Raw genomic sequence first — 20981 nt, forward strand, 5'->3', positions numbered from 1 at the left:
GATCAACGGCCGGCACGGGACTCACGGATGTAGAAGCGTGCTTTTTCAGCCTTGCGCGTGCAGCTTTCGTAACCCTCGAATTGCTGCTGCGTCTTGGCGCCTGTAAGCAGCGACAGCGCCTTGGAATAACTCACGGCCCCCGCAAAGCCTTCAGCCTTGGCCAGGTCAAGCTCCTTCCAGGCGGCGTCCAGTTGTGTGGCACAGCTGTCACGGTATGCCGTCTTGCCAGCGCAACCAGCAAGGGTCAGAGCAATCAACGGCAGGCAGATCCAGGCTTTCATCAGCTAAACCTCTGAGGGAGAGAAACAATGCATGTTCGACGCCAACCCCTTGTAAAAGTGCCCGCCTGGCTTTGACCAAGCAGGTCCTCGACAGGTTGCGCATTGCTGCCAAGGGTACGATGCGTGCATTGTAGAGCTTAAGTGGCGAACGCTGAGGGAAGTTGATGAACAAACGCGTGGCATTGGTGCTCGGATCAGGCGGGGCCAGAGGGTATGCGCACATCGGCGTGATCGAGGAGATCGAACGCCGCGGATATGAAATCGCCTGCATTGCCGGGTGCTCCATGGGAGCGGTCGTTGGCGGCATTTACGCTGCAGGCAAGCTTGAGCAATACAAACGCTGGATCGAGAGCCTGGACTATCTGGATGTCCTGCGCCTGGTAGATGTTAGCTTTAGTCTGGGCGCTATTCGGGGCGACAAGGTCTTCGGTCAGATCCGCAAGATAGTAGGCGACATCAACATTGAGCAATTGCGCATTCCTTATACCGCCGTTGCAGCTGACCTGACCAACCAACAGGAAATCTGGTTTCAGGAAGGCTGCCTGCACCAAGCCATGCGCGCCTCGGCTGCCATACCCAGTCTATTCACGCCCGTGGTTCAAGGTAACCGCATGCTGGTCGACGGCGGCATCCTCAACCCGTTACCCATCGTGCCCGTGGTATCGAGCCACTGCGACCTGATCATTGCGGTCAACCTCAACGCCACCAACCAGAAGCAGTATCAACTTCCAGTGATAGAGCGACCTGCAGCCTTCAAGATGAGATTCGATGCACTGATCAACTCGCTTGGCTCGCACCTGCCGTTTCGCCGCAAGCCCGCCGAAGAGTTGGTCCGTATTGAAAAAGGCATGACGCGCGATCGTTTTTCTCCCGTGAACCCGTGGCTGGCCGAATCGGCAGATCCGCAGGCACAGCAGCCTACGGCGGCCCCCGAAAGCGAAGGCGCGCCCAAGTCTGCCACCGGTTCGTTCATCATCGACAACGTAGGGCCGGCCTCGCTGCTGGACTTGATCAACCAGAGTTTCGAAGTCATGCAGACTTCACTGGCGCAGTACAAGATCGCCGGCTATCCGCCTGACGTACTGATCAACGTGCCCAAGCGTGTGTGTCGCTTCTTCGAGTTCTACAAGGCGCCCGAGCTGATCGCACTGGGCCGCGAGATCGCACGCGACACATTGGACAATCATGAGGGTGTCAAACGCTAACGCTTGCGGTGCCTGCGCACAGGAAAAAAACAGGCCGCTTATAGCGGCCTGTCGCGTGTTTCCAAACGGCTTTAGTAACGCGTGATGTCCGCGTTGGCCTCCAGCTGTTTGCGGTAGGCGGCGAAGTCCTGCTGACCCGCACGAGACGCCAAGTAGCGGCGGATCTGCTGCTTCTCTTCATCAGTGGCCGCAGCACCGTCATTGACACCCTTGAGTTGCAGCACGACCAGGCTGCCATCACGCAGCACGACGCTGCCATAGACGGGCTTGTCCTTGGCTTGCGGCTTGCCGAGACGGAACAATGCCTGCAGCTCGACAGGATCGATACCTTCCTGACCACGCGAGACGGCTTCATAGGGCTTCCAGCCCTGGCCTTCCTGAACGCTTCCAGGGGCGATGGAGCCATCACGCAGCCCCGCGATCAGCTTGTCCGCCTTGGCCTTGAGGGCAGCGGTGGCTTTCTCTTTGGCCAGATGCTCGCGAATGTTCTTGGCAACCGTCTCGAGTGGCAGCTGTGCAGGCTTGCGGTGTTCCTTGACGCGCAGTACCACCGTCGTCTCCGGATCGAGCTCGATGGCGGTGCTGTTGGCACCCTCTTCCAGCACTTCCTCCGAGAACGCTGCCTGCACCACGGAGCGGTTGGCAGTGATACCGTCGCCGCCTTCGCGACCGAACGGAGCGGACGTTTGCACCTTGAGGTTCAAGTCCTGAGCCGGCTGCACCAGGTCGGAGGCCTCGTAAGCGGCATCCTGCAACTGCTTGCTGGCGTCCACGTAGCGTTGCTCGACCAGTGGCGTCTTGAGGTCGCGGGTCAGCTTGTCTTTCAGGCTCGCGAAGCTCGGCACCTCGGGCGCTTCAACGCCCAGCAGCTTAATGATGTGATAGCCGTATTCGGTACGAACCGGGGCTGAGACCTGACCGTCGTGCAGCTGATACAGCGCCTGTTCGAACGCCGGATCGTACACACCAGGGCCGGCAAAGCCGAGGTCACCGCCGTTGCTGGCCGAACCTGGGTCCTGGGAAAATTCCTTCGCCAACGCGGCGAAATCTTCACCCTTGGCCAGGCGCTGTTCGATTTCGTCAGCACGCGCCTTGGCTTGGGCATCGGTGGTCTTGTCGTTGACCTCGATGAGGATATGCGCCGCGCGGCGCTGTTCGGCCAGGTTGGCGATCTCTTTCTCGTACTGAGCCTTGAGCGCCTCGTCAGTGACCTTGGCCTGGTCAAAGAACGACGATTTCTTGAGCTCTACGTAATCGATGACGACTTGATCAGGCGACATGAACTCTTTGGCATGGGCGTCATAGTGCTGCTTGACCTCTTCGTCGCTGATCTTGATCGCGGCTGGGTCGGCCTTGAAGGTCAAGGACGCGAAATCGCGGGTCTGCTTCTCAAGGCGTGCAAAAGCATCGACTTGCTGATCGGTTACGAAGCTGCTGCCGGCGATCCCGGCACGTAACTGCCCGATGAGCATTTCTTCACCGAGCATTTCGCGAAACTGCATACGCCCATAGCCCATCTGGCGGATGACCTGGTCGAAGCGGTCGCTGTTGAACTTGCCGTCAACCTGGAACTCCGGCGTTTGAAGCATGACTTGATCGAGCGCAGCATCGGAAAACGCGAACTTGGCGTCCTTCGCACCTTCGAGCAACAGCTTGCGGCTGATCAGACCCTTGAGGGCCTCTTCACGCAGCAGCTTGTCGTCAAGCAGCGCAGGATCGAAGTCCTTACCCAGTTGCTGCACCAGCTGGCGGCGCTGCATGTCGGCCGCCTGGCTCAGCTCGTTCTGGCTGATCGTTTCGCCGTTGACCTTGGCAGCATCCTGGCTGTGGCTGGCGGCTTGGAAAATGGCTTCGAACCCGGTCAATGCCATTAATACGACAATGAGACCGATAATGGTTTTGGCAATCCAACCTTGTGAATTGTCCCTGATATTTTGCAGCATGCGTCCCCCAGAGACGGCTGTACCACTGCGTCGACAACCGCGGAGCGTGGGTAGAGTCCTGATAAAAGAAAGGCGCATCCGAGGATGCGCCTTTTCTTAGCATACGAATCAGGCGGTAACGTTTGCGTCCCGCCTTCAGCGTGCTCGGACCTGGCCTGGCCGGGTCCGGCTGAAAGAGACGACTTAGTTGACGGCGTCTTTCAGGCCTTTACCTGCCTTGAAACCTGGAACCTTGGCGGCTTCAATTTTGATCGCCTTACCGGTCTGCGGGTTACGGCCAGTACGCTCAGCGCGTTCCTTGACAGAGAAGGTGCCGAAGCCGACCAGAACGACATCGTCGCCTTGCTTCAGGGCGCCGGTGACGGTTTCGATCACTGCGTCCAGCGCTCTGCCAGCGGTGGCTTTGGGAATGTCTGCATGTGCGGCGATAGCGTCAATCAGTTCCGACTTGTTCACTCGTAAGTCCCCTTGTGCTCTATTGAGTATGTTTCTAAGTATGTAAAGAAAAGCGTGTGAAAACGGTGCTGGGTGGCCTGATGACACTCACGTGCCGCTTTATAGCAAGGCGCCGAAAATACTGTCAAGAAAGCCACCCGGGCTGAAACTGTTAGTGCGTGCTAATTCTTTCCTTTGCCTCACTGTCGCGCTTATCGTCCTTCGCGACAATCTCGGAAGCCACATCTGGCAAGGGCTCCGGGGCGTATTGCAGCGCAATTTGCAGGACTTCGTCAATCCATTTGACCGGTTTGATCTGCAGATCCTGTTTAATATTCTCCGGGATTTCCTTCAGGTCACGCACGTTCTCCTCAGGAATGATCACCGTCTTGATGCCGCCCCGGTGTGCGGCCAGCAGTTTTTCCTTGAGCCCGCCAATGGCCAGAACCTGGCCGCGCAACGTGATCTCGCCTGTCATCGCTACATCCGCGCGCACAGGTATCTGAGTGAGTGCCGACACCAGCGCGGTGCACATGCCGATGCCTGCACTCGGGCCATCTTTGGGGGTGGCGCCTTCGGGCATATGAATATGAACGTCGTGCTTTTCATGGAAGTCTGCTGCGATCCCCAGGCTGCGGGCACGGCTGCGCACCACTGTCTGCGCGGCCGTAATCGACTCGACCATGACGTCACCGAGCGAACCGGTCTTGATCAATTGGCCCTTGCCAGGAATGACCACGGACTCGATGGTGAGCAATTCGCCGCCCACTTGTGTCCATGCCAGACCCGTCACCTGGCCGATCTGGTCCTGCTGCTCGGCCAGGCCATAACGGAACTTGCGCACGCCCAGAAGGTGTTCGAGCTGCTCGCCGGTCACCTTGACGTTGACCTGCTTTTGCCCTGCATGTTCCTTGACGACCTTACGGCAGACCTTGGCAATCTGACGCTCAAGACCACGCACACCCGCTTCGCGCGTGTAGTAACGAATGATGTCGCGAATGGCCGAGACATCGATCTCCAGCTCTTCTTTTTTCAGGCCGTTCGCCTTGACCTGCTTGGGCACTAGGTATTTGACTGCGATGTTTATTTTTTCATCTTCGGTGTAACCCGGCAGACGAATGATCTCCATCCGGTCCAGCAACGCTGGCGGGATGTTCATCGAGTTGGAGGTGCACAGGAACATCACGTCCGACAGGTCGTAATCGACCTCCAGATAGTGATCGTTGAAGTTGTGGTTCTGCTCGGGGTCCAGCACCTCCAGCAGTGCCGAGGCCGGATCGCCGCGCATGTCGCTGCCCATCTTGTCGATTTCATCGAGCAGGAACAGCGGGTTGCGAACGCCCACTTTGGTCATCTTCTGAATCAACCGGCCGGGCATGGAGCCGATATAGGTCCGGCGGTGGCCGCGGATTTCAGCTTCATCCCGTACCCCGCCCAGGGCCATGCGCACGAATTTACGGTTGGTCGCAGCGGCAATGGATTCGGCCAGGGACGTCTTGCCCACGCCAGGTGGGCCAACCAGGCACAGCACTGGGCCACGGATTTTCTTGACGCGCTTTTGCACGGCAAGGTACTCGAGAATACGGTCCTTGACCTCTTCCAGACCGTAGTGGTCTGCATCAAGAATGTCTTCGGCCTTGGCAAGGTCCAGGCGCACTTTGCTCTGCGCTTTCCAAGGCACCTGAACCAGCCAGTCCAGGTAGGAACGCACTACGGTGGCCTCAGCCGACATCGGCGACATTTGCTTGAGCTTGTTCAGCTCAGCCTGGGCCTTGGTCATGGCGTCCTTGGGCAGGCCAGCGGCCTCGATACGCTTTTTCAGCTCCTCGAGCTCGTTATGACCCTCATCACCATCGCCAAGCTCTTTCTGAATGGCCTTCATCTGCTCATTCAGGTAGTACTCGCGCTGGCTGCGCTCCATCTGCTTTTTCACCCGGCCACGGATGCGCTTTTCGACCTGCAGCAGGTCAATCTCGGCATCAAGCAGTGCCAGGACATGCTCGACCCGCGTTGGCAGGTCGACGATTTCCAGAATTTCCTGTTTCTGCTCGATCTTCAGGGCCATGTGAGCGGCCATGGTGTCGACCAGACGCCCGGGCTCATCGATGCTGTTGAGCGATGACATCACTTCGGCAGGCACTTTCTTGCCCAGTTGCACGTACTGCTCGAACTGCGAAAGCAGTGTGCGCACAAATACTTCCGACTCGCGCTCTACAGCCTCGGTTTCGTCGATCAGGGACACTTCGGCGCGCACATGGCCATCGACTTCACTGAAGCGCTCGACAGTACCCCGCTGCTCACCTTCGACCAGCACTTTCACGGTACCGTCAGGCAGTTTCAGCAGCTGGAGCACGGTGGCTACGGTACCAACGCGGTATAGCGCGTCTTCGCCCGGATCGTCATCAGCCGGGTTTTTCTGGGCGAGCAGGAGAATCTGCTTTTCGCCCGTCATCGCGGCTTCGAGGGCCTCGATGGATTTCTCACGCCCCACAAACAGCGGGATGACCATGTGCGGGTAAACAACGACGTCGCGCAATGGCAAAAGAGGCAAGTCGAGGGTGGTCTTCATGATTTCGCCTCTACAGCGGCCTTAGTGGCCGGAAACCGTGGAATTGATGTTTGGACCTAATGTGGGGGTACACCCACGAAATTACAAGCGCTGGCGCAGGAAAAGCAAAAAGGGGGCCCAAGGCCCCCTCTGTGCTACACGGTCAGGCGACCTGCCCCTTAATCAGGCGTCAGGCGCGGCCTTGGCTTGCGGCTCGCTGTTCTCGTAGATCATCAGCGGCTGCGAGGTACCCTCGATGACGCTTTCATCGATCACCACCTTGCTGACTTCCTTCGCAGAGGGAATCTCGTACATGGTGTCGAGCAGCACGCCTTCCAGAATGGAACGCAGGCCACGGGCGCCAGTCTTGCGCTCCAACGCTTTGCGAGCAACGGCCTTGAGCGCATCACTGCGGAACTCGAGGTCGACGCTTTCCATCTCGAACAGCTTGGCGTACTGCTTGGTCAGCGCGTTCTTGGGTTCGGTCAAGATCTGGATAAGCGCTGCTTCGTCCAGCTCATCAAGCGTTGCCAATACTGGCAAGCGGCCCACAAACTCGGGGATCAGGCCAAACTTGACCAAGTCGTCAGGCTCGACCTCACGCAGAGACTCGCCGACTTTCTTGCCCTCTTCCTTGCTGCGCACTTCAGCACCGAAGCCCATGCCACCTTTGGTGGAGCGGTTCTGGATGACCTTTTCAAGGCCGGAGAACGCGCCACCACAGATGAACAGGATATTGCGGGTATCAACCTGCAGGAATTCCTGCTGCGGGTGTTTGCGGCCGCCCTGTGGAGGGACGGAAGCAACAGTGCCCTCGATGAGCTTCAGCAAAGCTTGCTGCACACCTTCACCCGAAACGTCACGGGTGATGGACGGGTTGTCCGACTTGCGCGAAATCTTGTCGATTTCGTCGATGTAGACAATACCCATCTGGGCTTTTTCCACATCGTAGTCGCACTTCTGCAGCAGCTTCTGAATGATGTTCTCGACGTCCTCACCCACATAACCGGCTTCGGTCAGGGTGGTGGCGTCCGCGATCGTGAACGGTACGTTCAACAGGCGCGCCAGGGTTTCGGCAAGCAAGGTCTTACCCGAGCCCGTCGGGCCGATGAGCAGGATGTTGCTCTTGCCCAGCTCGACGTCGTCACCCTTCTTGTCACGCTGGTTCAAGCGCTTGTAGTGGTTGTAAACCGCCACGGCAAGCACCTTTTTCGCGCGTTCCTGACCAATGACGTACTGGTCGAGGATACCGCTGATTTCTTTCGGCGAAGGCAATTTGTGCGCGCTGCTTTCGGCCTGGGCTTCCTGCACCTCCTCGCGGATGATGTCATTGCACAGGTCGACGCACTCGTCGCAGATAAATACCGAGGGCCCGGCAATCAGTTTGCGCACTTCGTGCTGGCTTTTGCCGCAGAAGGAGCAATAAAGCAATTTGCCGCTGTCCTCGCCGTTACGGGTGTCAGTCATTCGATCGATCCAATCCGGTAGGCTTGCAACACAAGATGAAGGCAATTGCGGGCTTTTTCAAGTCCGCAGGCAGGCGCGTCATGCGCCTACCTGCCCTGGCCTCCCGCTTCAGGAAGCCAGTTGCCGCTTGTCGTATACCGAGTCGATCAGGCCGTACTCGGCTGCGCGCGAGGCGCTCATGAAGTTGTCACGCTCGGTGTCGCGCTTGATGGTTTCCAGATCCTGGCCGGTGTGGTAGGCCAGAAGCTCGTTCAGGCGCGCCTTGATGTTCAGGATTTCCTGGGCATGGATCTCGATATCGGTAGCCTGGCCCTGGAACCCGCCCAGTGGCTGGTGAATCATCACGCGCGAGTTCGGCAGGCAGTGACGCTTGCCCTTGGCACCGGCGGCGAGCAGGAACGCACCCATGCTGCAGGCCTGGCCGATGCAGATGGTCGATACGTCCGGCTTGATGAACTGCATGGTGTCGTAGATCGACATGCCGGCGGTCACGGACCCACCCGGCGAGTTGATGTACAGATGGATATCCTTGTCCGGGTTTTCCGCCTCAAGGAACAACATCTGTGCGACGACGAGGTTGGCCATGTAGTCTTCGACCGGGCCAACAAGGAAGATCACGCGCTCCTTCAGGAGGCGCGAATAGATGTCGTAGGCGCGCTCGCCACGGGCGGACTGCTCGATAACCATAGGGACCAGGCCGCCTGCAGCCTGGATGTCAGAGCTCTGCTGAATAAAAGAATTGCGGGACATGTCCTGCGCTCACTCCCAAATAGTCATGGCTTGAATACACACAAGCCAGCGCGAAGGCTGGCTTGTGGGGGCTTCCTGCGAAAAGACCGCTTACTCGGCTTCGTCAGGTGCCTGGGCTGGCTTGACGGCCTCTTCATACGAGACCGACTTGTCAGTCACAGTCGCTTTCTGCAGAACAGTATCCACAACTTGTTCTTCAAGTACAACCGAACGCACTTCGTTCATCTGCTGGTCGTTCTTGTAGTACCAGGCGATGACTTGCTCAGGCTCCTGGTAAGCCGAGGCCATCTCCTCGATCATTTCGCGAACCTTGGCATCGTCTGGCTTGAGGTCATACTGCTTGACCACTTCTGCGACGATCAGGCCCAGCGCAACACGGCGCTTGGCTTGCTCTTCGAACAGCTCGGCCGGCAGTTGCTCAGGCTTGATGTTGCCACCGAACTGCTGAACAGCCTGCACGCGCAGACGGTTGACTTCGTTTTCCAGCAGAGCCTTTGGCGCTTCGATCGGGTTGGCGGCCAGCAGACCGTCCATGACCTGGTTCTTGACCTTGGTCTTGATGGCCTGGCGCAGTTCACGCTCCATGTTCTTGCGAACTTCGGCGCGGAAGCCTTCCAGGGTCGATTCCTTGATGCCGAACTGTGCGAAGAATTCTTCGTTCAGCTCAGGCAGCACAGGGGCCGACACGCTGTTCACGGTGATGGTGAACTCGGCGGCCTTGCCGGCCAGGTCCAGGTTCTGGTAATCCTCTGGGAAGGTCACGTTGACGACGCGCTCTTCACCAGCCTTGGCGCCGACCAGGCCGTCTTCGAAGCCTGGGATCATGCGGCCGGAGCCCAGCACCAGCTGAGTACCTTTGGCCGAGCCACCGGCGAAGGTTTCACCGTCAACCTTGCCAACGAAGTCGATGTTGAGCTGATCGTCGGTTTGAGCGGCGCGCTCGACGACTTCGAAACGCGTGTTCTGCTTGCGCAGCACTTCCAGCATGTTGTCCAGATCGGAATCGGCGACTTCGGCGCTCAGGCGCTCGACGTTGATCGACTCCAGGCCGGCAACGGTGAACTCCGGGAACACTTCGAAGACCGCGACGAACTCCAGGTCCTTGCCTTTTTCGAACGACTTGGGCTCTACGGACGGCGCGCCGGCAGGGTTCAGTTTCTGCTCGACGATGGCTTCGTAGAAGGAAGCCTGAACCAGATCACCGAAGGCTTCCTGGCGGGCATCGGCCTCGAAGCGCTGACGGATCACGCTCATGGGCACCTTGCCAGGACGGAAGCCGGCAACCTTGGCGCGCTTGGCAGTCTGCTGCAGACGCTTGTTGACTTCGTTCTCGACGCGCTCAGCCGGAACGGCGATGGTCATGCGGCGCTCGAGAGCGGAAGTGTTTTCAACAGAAACTTGCATGGATATTCCTCGTTGCACAGACGTTAGCCGGCGTTAGCCCGACTCCAGAATCAAGGGCAAGCATTCTAGTGAGTCGCGCTGCAGAAGTCACCCCACTCGGGACGACCTGAAACAACGCCGGTCGATTAACTTTCAAGGGCCGCACGGCACACCGCGCGACCTGTTTCCAATAAGCCTGGCCCGACATTCCGGCCAATACGTGCCGCAACATCTTGCTCAACAAATACACCTTGAACCGCACGGCCCTTATTCGAGCTCGATCTCGTTGAACTGGCAGTACTCCTCCCAGGACAATCCAAGCGCATCGGCCACCTCTCGGTGGGTCTCCAAGCGCATGGCCCGCAATTGTTCCGGGGTTTCAGCGATCAGCTCAAGTGCGAGCTCCCAGGGCTGGATGCCTCGTTGTTCAGCGGCATCCTCGAACGCCCACTGAATTTGCTGCGCCTGCTCACGAGCATCCAGCGCGCGGATCTCTTCGAGCAGGTGAGGGTTCGCTTCGGCGAAACGCTGCAGCGCGGCAGCCTGGCGGGCTTCTTTTGCGATCATTGGCTATGTCCTGGTACTTCCCGCTTCACCGGGTTTCAACCGGCTGAAATCTATCAGCTTTTATTGGGATGCCACCAGCGGATTGCAAGGGCGGCTAGCAACAAATACTGATCCCCCGCTTCATGTCGGCGGTTCACCTGAAAGGTGCGGCCAGCAGCGGAGCCGCCCGTGTGGCGAGCCAGCCCCCTTGGGAGCGGGCGAGTCGAGCGCGATGACTGCCCTGATTACCACAGGATCAGCCACGCCACGCACTCACTCAGGGTCCGGACGCACCAAAAACAAAAGGCGCCCGATCTCACGATCAAGGCGCCTTTCATATAAAGATGGGGTGGACGATGGGAATCGAACCCACGACAACTGGAATCACAATCCAGCGCTCTACCAACTGAGCTACGCCCACCATATTGCGGTGTAACGGTACTGCCTTACTGAAGCATGGTGCGGACGAAGAGACTCGAACTCTTACAGCTTGCGCCGCTGGAACCTAAATCCAGTGTGTCTACCAATTTCACCACGTCCGCGTAACGCTTAAAACAAAGGCGCCAGTTACAGCGCGGCGCCTTCGAAGAATATGGGGTGGACGATGGGAATCGAACCCACGACAACTGGAATCACAATCCAGCGCTCTACCAACTGAGCTACGCCCACCAAAACGCGTTCAATCACCTTGCTTGCCAAAGCTGCCTAAGTGGCGCACCCGGCAGGACTCGAACCTGCGACCATCCGCTTAGAAGGCGGATGCTCTATCCAGCTGAGCTACGGGCGCTTAAGCATGAAGCCTAACCGAACAAGGCACTGACAGCTCACTGCCAAACGACTCATTCTGCCCGACTTCGCCAACCAGTGCTAGGCTGTGCCCGACAAGTGCGGCGAATCTTATAGCCGACCCCTGGGGTCGTCAACAACTTTCTAAAAAAAATTTAAATTATTGAAGGGGTTAGGGCATTTGCCCGACCGCCCGCCTTTGCCCTCCGGCCATGTCGTGCGAGAATACGCGTTCTTTATTGTTTCCCTTCCGATGGTTAATCACGCGTCTATGACTGCACAACTAATCGATGGCAAGGCGATTGCCGCCAAGCTGCGCCAGCAAATCGCTCAACGTGTCGCGCAGCGGCGCCAGGAGGGCCTGCGCACGCCGGGCCTGGCAGTGATTCTGGTCGGCACCGACCCTGCCTCCCAGGTTTACGTCTCGCACAAGCGCAAGGATTGCGAAGAGGTAGGCTTCCTGTCGCAGGCCTTCGACCTGCCGAGTCACACCACGCAAGAAGCACTTACTGAACTGATCGATCGTCTCAATGACGACCCGTCCATTGACGGCATCCTGCTGCAACTGCCGCTGCCCGCGCACCTCGACGCATCGTTGCTGCTCGAGCGCATCCGCCCGGACAAGGATGTGGACGGCTTCCACCCCTACAACGTCGGTCGCCTCGCACAACGCATTCCGCTGCTGCGCCCCTGCACACCCAAAGGCATCATGACCCTGCTTGAAAGCACGGGGCAGGACCTGTACGGCATGAATGCCGTGATCGTCGGGGCCTCCAACATCGTTGGCCGGCCAATGGCGCTGGAGTTGTTGCTCAGCGGATGTACGATCACCGTGTGCCACCGCTTCACCCAGGACCTGGCAGGACATGTTGGGCGCGCGGACCTGGTGGTCGTAGCCGCGGGCAAACCCGGGTTGGTCAAGGGTGAATGGATCAAGGAAGGCGCCATCGTCATCGATGTCGGCATCAACCGTCAGGAAGATGGCAAGCTGGTGGGCGACGTCGTCTACGAAACCGCCCTCCCCCGTGCTGGCTGGATTACCCCGGTACCGGGTGGCGTGGGCCCGATGACCCGCGCCTGCCTGTTGGAAAACACCTTGTATGCGGCCGAGACGCTTCACGGCGATTGAGGCGAGCGAGCATGGCGGCCCTGCCGTCATTGCGTGAGCGAGGGGCGGTCATCGGCCGCCCCATTTTGATTCAGGCGAAATCGATTATCGGTTAGCCTGGGCGTCCTGCCACCGCATGTAGTCATCGCTAATCACTGCCCCTGCCATCCAACGCCAGAACTCCTCCTGGCCCTTCCTGCCAACGCGCGGCAATTCCCACTGCACAGAATGATCTAGCAACTCATTACCGCATTGGGCTTGCAAGAAACACGTCTGCGCTATACATGCTGAGCCCGCTCGGGCCTTTAGGCCACCCGCGGCCTGTATCCCATGGTCCCTCGCGCTTAACGCTGCGCTCCACTGGCAAGCTTATTGCTGCCTATATCCCGCCGCCTAGGCTCTGGGTTCTTGGATTGGTGATCTTGCGCTCACTGCACATTGATAGAGCATAAAGAGCCTACGCGCACCATGACTGGTCAGACCGGTAAGGCCAAAACTGCTTGCATTGCTCCGCGATTAGGCGTTTTATGGCCAGGCGCTGAACAAACCGGTAAGACCACAATAATTAAGTCCTGCGCTCATTCGCCCCGTGCGGCCAACGAAGCAAGGACACCGACCTGAGATCACTCCCATGCTCAAATGGTGCTCGCGTTCGATCTTCCTTCAAGTCGTGCTGGGGCTGGCCCTTGGCGTTGCTTGCGGCCTGAGTTTCCCCGACCTTTCCTTGCAGCTCAAACCCCTCGGCGATGGTTTCATCAAGCTGATCAAGATGTTGATCGGCCTGATCGTCTTTTGCGTAGTGGTCAGCGGCATTTCCGGTGCCGGTGACCTAAAGAAGATCGGTCGCATCGGCCTCAAATCGGTCATCTACTTCGAAGTGCTTACCACGCTGGCCCTGATCATTGGCCTGGTGTTCGCATTCACCAGTGGTATCGGTAGCGGCGCCAATATCCACCTCGACCAGTTGTCCGGCGCTGACGCCAGCAGCCTGGCCGAACGTGGTCAGCACATCCATGGCGCCACAGCATTCTTCATGGACCTGATCCCCACCTCGGTGATAGGCGCCTTCGCCGACAACAATATCCTGCAGGTACTGTTGTTCTCGGTACTGTTCGGCAGCGCGCTCAACCTGGTCGGCGACTCGGCTGCGGGCATTTCACGGCTGATCAACGAGCTCAGCCATGTGATCTTCCGCATCATGGGCATGATCGTGCGCCTGGCGCCCATTGGCGTGTTCGGCGCCATCGCTTTCACCACCAGCAAGTACGGCCTGGAGTCGCTGCAGCATCTGGGCGGCTTGGTGGCGCTGTTCTACCTGACGTGTGCAGGGTTCGTGCTGATCGTGCTGGGTACCGTCATGCGCTTGTCGGGGCTGAAACTGCTGCCCCTGATCAAGTATTTGCGCGAAGAGCTGACCATCGTTCTGGGTACGGCTTCTTCCGATGCCGTGCTCCCGCAAATCATGCGCAAGCTCGAACACCTGGGCATCGGCAGCTCGACGGTCGGGCTGGTGATTCCCACCGGTTATTCCTTTAACCTTGATGGTTTCTCCATCTACCTGACCTTGGCCATCGTCTTCATCGCCAACGCGACCGGTACGCCCCTGGCGATGACCGACCTGCTGACGATCCTGCTGGTTTCACTGGTGACGTCCAAGGGCGCGCATGGGATTCCCGGATCGGCGCTGGTGATCCTTGCCGCGACACTGACGGCAGTCCCTGCGATCCCGGTGGTGGGCCTGGTGTTGGTACTGGCCGTGGATTGGTTCATGGGGATCGGGCGCGCACTGACCAACCTGATCGGAAATTGCGTTGCCACCGTGGCCATCGCCCGCTGGGAAAAAGACATCGACCTGGAGCGCGCTCAGAATGTGCTCGACGGCAAGCCTGGTTTTGCGCACAACCCGCGTAAGCAGCCTGCAGCCCACCAACAGGAATTCTGAAAGAAAAGGGCCGGCTCGCATGCCGGCCCCTGAAGGAGCGAAACGTGATCAGCTCATCAACCGTCGTCAACGCTGTGGTGGAAAAGCTGCGTCAAGCCCTCGCCCGTGGCCAATGGCGCAGTGGCGACATGCTCCCAGGCCAGCGAGAACTGGCCGAACAACTGGGCATCAGCCGCCCGAGCCTGCGTGAGGCGGTCATCGTGCTCGAGACCCTTGGGCTGGTGCGCGCTTTGCCTGGCAAAGGTGTACTGGTGCTGGATGCCGAGCCAACTGCCTCGGCTTCGGCGCCCACTAGCAGTGCACAGGCCAGCCTCGCCGATGTGCTGGAGCTGCGTTACACCCTCGAACCCTTCATCGTCGGACTGGTGGCTCAGTCGGCCAACAGCCAGGACATCGGCCAGCTACGGCTGACCCTGATGGATATGCGTGAAGCCTTGGAGGCCGATGACAGCGAAGCAGGCATGAACGCCTACATTGCCTTCCACCAGGCGCTGTTTGCCCTGACCACCAACCCGATCTTCCAGAGCGTAGTGGAGCAAACGGGAAATGCCCTGAAACAAAGCGCCGACATGCTGCGCAATTCGCCCGAGCACCTGGCTGCCCGGCTCAAGGAAAATGAAGCCGTGGTGCGCGCGATCCGTGAGCGCAACAGCACACAAGCCAGCGCCCAGATGCGCCAACACATTCTTGCCGAGGGTTCGCGCATGGGCATTGCGCTCAATGTTCCTGACGAACATCGGCACCCATAATCCAGGAGAGCGACCATGAATGGTACACATCGCCTGCCCGATCTGCTTGCAGCCGGTGAGACCCGACTTTCTGCTGAACAGATCTACCCACGGTTGTTCGATGCCATTCTGGAGCAGCGCCTGCCGCCTGGCACCTTGCTGCCAGAGCAAGCGCTGGGCCAGGCATTCGGCGTGAGCCGCACGGTCATCCGCCGGGTGTTGGGCCGCTTGAGCGACCAGCGGGTAGTGGTGCAACGTCCAAGCCACACGGCTCACTTGGCTGCGCCCGATCCTAATCAGGCGCGCCAGGTACTGAGCGCGCGGCGGCTTGCCGAGACCACGCTGATTACCCTGGCCGCCGAGCGCGCCCGTCCCGGGCAACTCAAGCAGCTACGCCAATTGGTCGAGCGTGAACGCATGCACCATGAAAAAGGCGAACGCTGCGCCGCTATACGTCTGGGTGGGGAGTTTCATCTGAAACTGGCCCAGATGGCTGCCAATGAACCGTTGTCGCGCTTTCTCAATGGGTTGGTGCCCATGACGTCCCTTATCATCGCGCGCTACGAGTCACCGTGCTGTGACCATTGCGCCTGGCAAGAACATGCAGCGCTGATCGACGCGCTCGAGCGAGGCGATGCACAGGCAGCCCTCGCCCTGATGAACGAGCATCTTGACCGGCTTGAAACCAAGCTCCGACTGGACTGAGCCGGGTTGGTCGTCAAGGCCTACTGACAGCGGCGCCTCACGTTGCAGCCATTGCCGAACTGGGCAGGCCGAATAGTTTGTCGAAGGCCCAGTTGTAGACGAAGGTGTAGCAAGGCACCAGCACGATGAATGCCATGTCCACCAACAGTGCATCGACCAGACTCATGTCCAACCACCACGCGATCAGCGGAATCAGGTAGATCACGAGGGTCAGCTGAAACCCTACTGCGTGCACTACGCGCCTAGCCACGCTGCGCCCTCGTGTGGCTTGCCGGCTTTCCCAATACTCAAACAACGTGTTGTAGATCAGGTTCCAGATCATGGCGATGGTCGTGATCATCACCGCGAGCGGACCCGTGTGAGAGGCCTGGGTATCGGACAGGTAGGCCAAGCCCAAGGTGGACATGCACAACCCAATCAACTCATAGAACGTTACATAAACCAGTTTGCGCTTCAAACCCTGCACTGCATCGACCTCATTCAAATAGCGTGGGCCGGGTATAGTGAGTCATTAGATCTGACAGCAAAAGTTAGCAGCTTTCAGTCTGGCTGACAGGAGAAGCGTATGTCATTTAACAGTGAAACCATCCAGGTCTTTCTCACCGTCCTGGACAGAGGCTCGTTTTCTGCTGCCGCGCGCAGCCTGCAGCGCGTGCCCTCGGCAATCAGCATGGCAATTGGCAACCTGGAGGCCGAGCTGGGTTATGACCTGTTCCAGCGCGGACCTCGCGAGGTTCGCCCCACAGCCCAGGCCCTGGCACTTGAGCCCCATGCGAGGTTGATTGCCGAGCAGTTGGGTTTGCTGCAAGTCCATGCTGTAGAGCTTTCCCAAGGCCTGGAGAGCAACCTCACGTTGGCGGTAGTTCCAGATGTTGACCAGCGGCCCTTGATAGCTGCCATTGCCGAGGTCGGCGAACGTTATCCATTGCTGGAAATAGCGATACTGAGTGCGCCGCAAGAACAAGCGTTGGGTTTGCTGGACAGTGGTCGGGCAGACCTGTGCGTGGCATTTGCAGGGCTTCAAGTTGACCCGCAGCGCGGGTTTCAGCTGATGGGTGTCGAGTCTCTGGTGGCGACCCTCGCTCCCCATCACCCGGCCGCACGGCCTGGTGCAATCCAGAACCTCGAAGACCTTACAGCCGTGCGGCAGATCCTGGTACGCAGCCGCGACCTGCCATTGAGCGATCCGCGCATGGTCATTGGTGCCACGCATTGGACGACTGACAGCTTCGATATCGCCCTGCAGATGGTCGAGGCAGGCCTGGGTTGGGGTGATCTGCCGCTGTCCAGGGTCGCGCCTCTACTGGACGCGGGCCGCCTGCAACGTCTGACCTTCCATAACACGCGCAATGAGCTGCAACTCCCGGTGCATGTGTTCTGGCGCAAGCAGCAACCGTTGCTGAAAGCTGCAAGGATGCTGGTCGAGCGGCTGGCCTTGAGGTGATCGCCGCTTGTCGAAAGCTGTGAGAAATTTCCGTAGGCGTATCAACCTTTTATCCGCCACGCCGATACCCCTTTCGACAGGGCTGATAGCGCACCACACCCGCGCTGCGCCCTCCCGTTAATGGCTCAAGGTCTCGAAACATGAACCTGAAATTTCGCCACAAGATTCTGCTCAGCGCCAGCGGCGTAGTAGTATTGGCATTCGCCTTGTTCACGCTGTACAACGATTACCTGCAACGCAATACGATCCGGCAGAACATCGAGGCTTCGGTCGAACAATCCGGCGCATTGACCGCCAGCAGCGTGCAGAACTGGATGAGCGGGCGCATTCTCGTGCTGGAAAACCTTGCGCAAGACATTGCCCAGCTTGGAACGGGGGATACCCTCGCAGGCTTGGTGGATCAGCCTTCCTATACACGCAACTTCCTGTTCACCTACATGGGCCAAGCCAACGGGGTGTTCACGCAGCGCCCGGATGCGCAAATGCCTGCCGACTACGATCCACGTAAACGCCCTTGGTACAGCGCAGCTGCCAATGCCGGCCAGACCCTGCTGACCCCACCCTATCAAGCGGCCGTGGGTGGCTTGGTGGTGACGGTAGCCATCCCGGTCAAAAGTCGGTCCAATGGCGAGCTATTGGGCGTGGTGGGCGGCGACGTCAGCCTCGATACGCTGGTCGAAATCATCAACAGTGTCGACTTTGGCGGCATAGGCCACGCGTTTCTTACCGACAGCGACGGCCAGGTGATCGTCAGCCCCGACAAAGACCAGGTCATGAAAAACCTGAAGGACATCTACCCTGGCGCCAATCTGCGCGTAGCACCGGGTATGCAGGACGTCGTGCTCAATGGCCAGGAACGTTTGATTTCGTTTGCGCCGGTAGCGGGCCTGCCCTCGGCCAAGTGGTACATCGGTCTTTCGATCGACAAGGACAAGGCTTATGTAGCCCTGAGCCAGTTCCGTACTTCGGCGCTGATTGCCATGCTCATCGCGGTCGCTGCTATCGCAGGCCTGCTTGGCTTGCTGATTCCTGTGCTGATGCGCCCCTTGACCACCATGGGTCGCGCCATGCGTGACATCGCCGAAGGCGAAGGTGACCTGACCCGCCGGCTGGCGGTGCAGCATCAGGATGAGTTCGGCGAGTTGGCCACCTCCTTCAACCGCTTTGTCGAGCGTATCCATGCCTCCATCAGCGAGGTGTCGTCGGCCACACGACTGGTCCACGACCTGTCTGAAAAAGTCGTCAGCGCTTCCAATGCGTCCATCAACGGCTCTGAAGAACAAAGCATGCGCACCAACAGCGTGGCGGCAGCGATCAATGAACTGGGTGCCGCGACCCAGGAAATCGCGCGTAACGCAGCTGATGCATCGCAGCATGCGAGCGGCGCCAGTGAGCAGGCCCACGATGGCCGTGCCGTGGTGGAGGAAGCGATCAGCGCCATGACCTCGCTGTCGCAACGCATCAGCGAATCGTGCGCACAAATCGAAACCCTGAACGCCAGCACCGATGAAATCGGCAAGATCCTTGATGTGATCAAGGGCATTTCTCAGCAAACCAACTTGTTGGCCTTGAACGCGGCCATCGAAGCCGCTCGTGCAGGCGAGGCCGGCCGTGGCTTTGCCGTTGTGGCCGATGAAGTGCGAAACCTTGCCCACCGTACGCAGGAATCGGCCGAGGAAATTCATCGAATGATCACTGGTCTGCAGGTAGGCTCACGCGAGGCGGTGCATACGATGAATACCAGCCAGGTTTCCAGTGAGCAAACCGTCCAGGTAGCCAACCAGGCAGGTGAGCGCCTTGCCAGCGTCACTCAGCGCATCGGCGAAATCGACGGCATGAATCAGTCAGTGGCCACTGCCACCGAAGAACAGACTGCCGTAGTGGAAAGCCTCAACCTGGATATCACCCAGATCAATGCCTTGAATCAGCAGGGCGTGGAAAACCTAAATGAAACGCTGCGCCATTGCGATCAATTGGCCCAGCAAGCCGGCCGATTGAAGCAACTGGTGGGTAGCTTCCGAATCTGACGGTCAGGGTCGTATCGGGGGCAGCTCCTTAAGCAGGGTTGTCCCAGTTATAACCTAATAACGAACAAGTCTATTTAGCTATAAAAAAATCTATATGCTGGCTGCATCCGATAACGGGCAAAGCTGGGCAGTCGAGTAGCGTATGGATGTAGGTTCTTTCGGTTTTACCATTGCAGGATTGGTCGTAGGCTTCATTGTTGGCATGACGGGTGTAGGCGGTGGCTCGCTCATGACGCCAATCCTGCTGTGGTTCGGGATTAACCCGGCAACGGCAGTAGGCACCGACCTACTCTATGCGGCGATCACCAAGGCCAGCGGCGTGTGGGTGCATGCGCGCAACAAGAACATCGACTGGAAGATCACGGGGCTACTGAGCTTCGGCAGCGTTCCCGCCGCTGCACTGACGTTGTGGTTCCTCAGTACGCTTCACACCGACACCACGGCGGTAAATGCGATTATCAAGCAGGGCCTGGCTGTTGTATTGATCCTCACAGCCTTGGCTATCTTGTTCAAATCGCGTTTGCAGGCATTCGCCAGCCGCCATGCCGGTGACCATTACCATCTGAGCGATCGTAGCCTCAATACTCTGACTGTTCTGACCGGGGTGGTGTTGGGTGTCATGGTAACGCTCACTTCCATCGGGGCTGGCGCCCTGGGCACCGTCGCGCTCTTCCTGCTCTACCCTTCTCTGATCACACGACGCTTGGTGGGTACCGAGATAGCCCACGCCGTCCCGCTCACGCTGGTGGCTGGGCTGGGTCATGCGGGCATGGGTAACATGGACTGGTCATTGCTCGGCTACCTGCTGCTGGGTTCACTGCCAGGTATCTACCTGGGTAGCCATCTGACTGGGCGCATATCGGACCGAGTGCTGCGCCCATGCCTCGCTACGATGCTGCTGTTGATTGGCTATAAGCTGGCGTTCTGAGGGCAGTTGATCCGCAACCGCCACTGCCCGCTGAAGCTTAACTCGATGCGTGACAACGGCAGGACATCGATACGTTGTCCTGCCGTCATTGGGCAGCCCAGCACCTGTACCAATACTGCACGCATGACCATTGGGTGAGTGACCGCGGACCATTCGCCCGGCCAATCAAAATCTCCTAGCCAAGCGCTCATGCGTTGGCAAAGCGTCTGAAAGGACTCCCCTCCATGTACCTCGCTCGCGGGGTTCTCCAGCCAGTCGGCCAAGGCCGACGGCTGCTCGGCTTGTAGGCGCTTCAATGGCAGCCCTTGCCATCGCCCCATGTCGCAATCCGCCAATCCTGACGCAATCTTTGCATCACCCCAGGCCAGGGCGGTTTGCTGAGCGCGTTGTTCCGGCGCTGTGAGGATCTGAGATCCGCCGTGCGGTACGCTGCGGTGGGGCATGGACACCAGTGAGTCTGCCGGCTCAGGGAAATATCCGCGCTTTTGGGCCAGCGTTAATCCATGGCAGATCAGGGTAAGGCGAGTGGCTTTCACCTTGTAGGCCTCGGGTGTAGGAATGAACAGGTTAACAGGGAAGGCGACTGTTCTAATGACCTCGTCAGGATCGGCTTAGCGTGCACAAGGTGATTCATTGGCCTAAGGCATTTATTGTCGTCAAACGTCCTGAGCACGGTCATATGAGTACACAGCATTGAGATTTTTCACAGCCCAAAGACAAAACCCCTACCTGCATGCGCAGATAGGGGTTTTGCG

The 20981-nt window shown here is 58.7% G+C and carries 18 protein-coding genes, 4 tRNA genes and 1 pseudogene; 9 read left to right on the forward strand and 14 right to left on the reverse strand.

Annotation, left to right across the window (positions count from 1 at the left end):
• Positions 1-2 precede the first annotated feature (2 nt).
• The gene (locus B2Y33_RS15645; RefSeq protein ID WP_023536014.1) at positions 3-281 is read right to left on the reverse strand and encodes a hypothetical protein; all 279 of its coding nucleotides are present in this window, start codon (positions 279-281) and stop codon (positions 3-5) included.
• Between the two features lie 164 nt (positions 282-445).
• Here B2Y33_RS15645 and B2Y33_RS15650 point away from each other — a divergent pair, with 164 nt between their 5' ends.
• The gene (locus B2Y33_RS15650; RefSeq protein ID WP_027914587.1) at positions 446-1486 is read left to right on the forward strand and encodes a patatin-like phospholipase family protein; all 1041 of its coding nucleotides are present in this window, start codon (positions 446-448) and stop codon (positions 1484-1486) included.
• A gap of 71 nt (positions 1487-1557) precedes the next feature.
• Here B2Y33_RS15650 and B2Y33_RS15655 read toward each other — a convergent pair whose 3' ends face one another.
• The 11 genes from B2Y33_RS15655 to B2Y33_RS15705 form a co-directional block, all read right to left on the reverse strand.
• Entirely contained in the window at positions 1558-3429 is a 1872-nt protein-coding gene (locus B2Y33_RS15655) for a SurA N-terminal domain-containing protein (RefSeq protein WP_027914586.1), read from the reverse strand.
• Positions 3430-3612: 183 nt separating this feature from the next.
• Complete coding sequence (locus B2Y33_RS15660) at positions 3613-3885, reverse strand: HU family DNA-binding protein (RefSeq protein WP_027914585.1); 273 nt, start codon at positions 3883-3885, stop codon at positions 3613-3615.
• Between the two features lie 151 nt (positions 3886-4036).
• Positions 4037-6433 (reverse strand): endopeptidase La, encoded by a 2397-nt coding sequence (lon, locus tag B2Y33_RS15665; RefSeq protein WP_027914584.1) that lies wholly within the window; start codon positions 6431-6433, stop codon positions 4037-4039.
• A gap of 162 nt (positions 6434-6595) precedes the next feature.
• Positions 6596-7879 carry an ATP-dependent Clp protease ATP-binding subunit ClpX gene (gene clpX, locus B2Y33_RS15670; RefSeq protein WP_023536000.1) on the reverse strand — a complete coding sequence of 428 codons (1284 nt, stop codon included), beginning with the start codon at positions 7877-7879 and terminating at the stop codon, positions 6596-6598.
• Between the two features lie 108 nt (positions 7880-7987).
• Complete coding sequence (gene clpP / locus B2Y33_RS15675; protein WP_023536171.1) at positions 7988-8629, reverse strand: ATP-dependent Clp endopeptidase proteolytic subunit ClpP; 642 nt, start codon at positions 8627-8629, stop codon at positions 7988-7990.
• 90 nt (positions 8630-8719) lie between these two features.
• Entirely contained in the window at positions 8720-10033 is a 1314-nt protein-coding gene (tig, locus tag B2Y33_RS15680; protein WP_027914583.1) for a trigger factor, read from the reverse strand.
• Positions 10034-10279: 246 nt separating this feature from the next.
• Positions 10280-10579, reverse strand: coding sequence for a DUF6388 family protein (locus B2Y33_RS15685; protein ID WP_027914582.1), 300 nt, complete (start codon positions 10577-10579; stop codon positions 10280-10282).
• 324 nt (positions 10580-10903) lie between these two features.
• Positions 10904-10979: transfer RNA gene (locus B2Y33_RS15690), tRNA-His, on the reverse strand.
• Positions 10980-11015: 36 nt separating this feature from the next.
• A tRNA-Leu gene (locus B2Y33_RS15695) sits at positions 11016-11100 on the reverse strand.
• A gap of 51 nt (positions 11101-11151) precedes the next feature.
• A tRNA-His gene (locus B2Y33_RS15700) sits at positions 11152-11227 on the reverse strand.
• A 41-nt stretch (positions 11228-11268) separates the two neighbouring features.
• A tRNA-Arg gene (locus B2Y33_RS15705) sits at positions 11269-11345 on the reverse strand.
• A gap of 270 nt (positions 11346-11615) precedes the next feature.
• On the opposite strand from B2Y33_RS15705, the gene folD reads away from it, so the two are divergent.
• From folD to B2Y33_RS15725, 4 genes are all read left to right on the forward strand, one after another.
• The gene (folD, locus tag B2Y33_RS15710) at positions 11616-12473 is read left to right on the forward strand and encodes a bifunctional methylenetetrahydrofolate dehydrogenase/methenyltetrahydrofolate cyclohydrolase FolD (protein ID WP_027914581.1); all 858 of its coding nucleotides are present in this window, start codon (positions 11616-11618) and stop codon (positions 12471-12473) included.
• Positions 12474-13083: 610 nt separating this feature from the next.
• Positions 13084-14394 (forward strand): C4-dicarboxylate transporter DctA, encoded by a 1311-nt coding sequence (locus B2Y33_RS15715; protein ID WP_206405365.1) that lies wholly within the window; start codon positions 13084-13086, stop codon positions 14392-14394.
• Positions 14395-14438: 44 nt separating this feature from the next.
• Complete coding sequence (locus tag B2Y33_RS15720) at positions 14439-15143, forward strand: FadR/GntR family transcriptional regulator (protein ID WP_027914579.1); 705 nt, start codon at positions 14439-14441, stop codon at positions 15141-15143.
• 15 nt (positions 15144-15158) lie between these two features.
• Positions 15159-15827: a GntR family transcriptional regulator gene (locus B2Y33_RS15725; protein ID WP_027914578.1), complete on the forward strand. Its 669-nt coding sequence runs from the start codon at positions 15159-15161 to the stop codon at positions 15825-15827.
• A 37-nt stretch (positions 15828-15864) separates the two neighbouring features.
• Here B2Y33_RS15725 and B2Y33_RS15730 read toward each other — a convergent pair whose 3' ends face one another.
• On the reverse strand, positions 15865-16293 hold the full coding sequence (locus B2Y33_RS15730; RefSeq protein WP_027914577.1) for a PACE efflux transporter: 429 nt from the start codon (positions 16291-16293) through the stop codon (positions 15865-15867).
• Positions 16294-16392: 99 nt separating this feature from the next.
• Here B2Y33_RS15730 and B2Y33_RS15735 point away from each other — a divergent pair, with 99 nt between their 5' ends.
• The 4 genes and pseudogenes from B2Y33_RS15735 (at position 16393) to B2Y33_RS15745 (ending at position 20226) form a co-directional block, all read left to right on the forward strand.
• The gene (locus tag B2Y33_RS15735) at positions 16393-17271 is read left to right on the forward strand and encodes a LysR family transcriptional regulator (protein WP_027914576.1); all 879 of its coding nucleotides are present in this window, start codon (positions 16393-16395) and stop codon (positions 17269-17271) included.
• A gap of 140 nt (positions 17272-17411) precedes the next feature.
• Positions 17412-18443 (forward strand): annotated as a pseudogene (locus B2Y33_RS23280) (HAMP domain-containing protein); the annotation flags it as partial.
• 114 nt (positions 18444-18557) lie between these two features.
• Positions 18558-19298 (forward strand): methyl-accepting chemotaxis protein, encoded by a 741-nt coding sequence (locus tag B2Y33_RS23285; protein ID WP_371259668.1) that lies wholly within the window; start codon positions 18558-18560, stop codon positions 19296-19298.
• 142 nt (positions 19299-19440) lie between these two features.
• Complete coding sequence (locus B2Y33_RS15745; RefSeq protein ID WP_197874111.1) at positions 19441-20226, forward strand: sulfite exporter TauE/SafE family protein; 786 nt, start codon at positions 19441-19443, stop codon at positions 20224-20226.
• On the opposite strand, the gene B2Y33_RS15750 is transcribed toward B2Y33_RS15745, so the two are convergent.
• Positions 20208-20762 (reverse strand): histidine phosphatase family protein, encoded by a 555-nt coding sequence (locus B2Y33_RS15750; protein ID WP_027914573.1) that lies wholly within the window; start codon positions 20760-20762, stop codon positions 20208-20210. The two genes, B2Y33_RS15745 and B2Y33_RS15750, sit on opposite strands and share 19 nt — an antisense overlap.
• Between the last annotated feature and the right edge of the window lie 219 nt (positions 20763-20981).

The organism is Pseudomonas sp. UBA5666, from assembly GCF_002420785.1.
Classification (GTDB): Bacteria; Pseudomonadota; Gammaproteobacteria; order Pseudomonadales; family Pseudomonadaceae; genus Aquipseudomonas; species Aquipseudomonas fulva.

Excerpts from the sequence above, each read along its gene's own strand:
- B2Y33_RS15645 (WP_023536014.1), bottom strand. The coding sequence starts at position 281 with ATGAAAGCCTGGATCTGCCTGCCGTTGATTGCTCTGACCCTTGCTGGT.
- B2Y33_RS15650 (WP_027914587.1), top strand. The coding sequence starts at position 446 with ATGAACAAACGCGTGGCATTGGTGCTCGGATCAGGCGGGGCCAGAGGG.
- B2Y33_RS15655 (WP_027914586.1), bottom strand. The coding sequence starts at position 3,429 with ATGCTGCAAAATATCAGGGACAATTCACAAGGTTGGATTGCCAAAACC.
- lon (WP_027914584.1), bottom strand. The coding sequence starts at position 6,433 with ATGAAGACCACCCTCGACTTGCCTCTTTTGCCATTGCGCGACGTCGTT.
- clpX (WP_023536000.1), bottom strand. The coding sequence starts at position 7,879 with ATGACTGACACCCGTAACGGCGAGGACAGCGGCAAATTGCTTTATTGC.
- clpP (WP_023536171.1), bottom strand. The coding sequence starts at position 8,629 with ATGTCCCGCAATTCTTTTATTCAGCAGAGCTCTGACATCCAGGCTGCA.
- tig (WP_027914583.1), bottom strand. The coding sequence starts at position 10,033 with ATGCAAGTTTCTGTTGAAAACACTTCCGCTCTCGAGCGCCGCATGACC.
- B2Y33_RS15685 (WP_027914582.1), bottom strand. The coding sequence starts at position 10,579 with ATGATCGCAAAAGAAGCCCGCCAGGCTGCCGCGCTGCAGCGTTTCGCC.
- folD (WP_027914581.1), top strand. The coding sequence starts at position 11,616 with ATGACTGCACAACTAATCGATGGCAAGGCGATTGCCGCCAAGCTGCGC.
- B2Y33_RS15715 (WP_206405365.1), top strand. The coding sequence starts at position 13,084 with ATGCTCAAATGGTGCTCGCGTTCGATCTTCCTTCAAGTCGTGCTGGGG.
- B2Y33_RS15725 (WP_027914578.1), top strand. The coding sequence starts at position 15,159 with ATGAATGGTACACATCGCCTGCCCGATCTGCTTGCAGCCGGTGAGACC.
- B2Y33_RS15735 (WP_027914576.1), top strand. The coding sequence starts at position 16,393 with ATGTCATTTAACAGTGAAACCATCCAGGTCTTTCTCACCGTCCTGGAC.
- B2Y33_RS23285 (WP_371259668.1), top strand. The coding sequence starts at position 18,558 with ATGCGCACCAACAGCGTGGCGGCAGCGATCAATGAACTGGGTGCCGCG.
- B2Y33_RS15745 (WP_197874111.1), top strand. The coding sequence starts at position 19,441 with ATGGATGTAGGTTCTTTCGGTTTTACCATTGCAGGATTGGTCGTAGGC.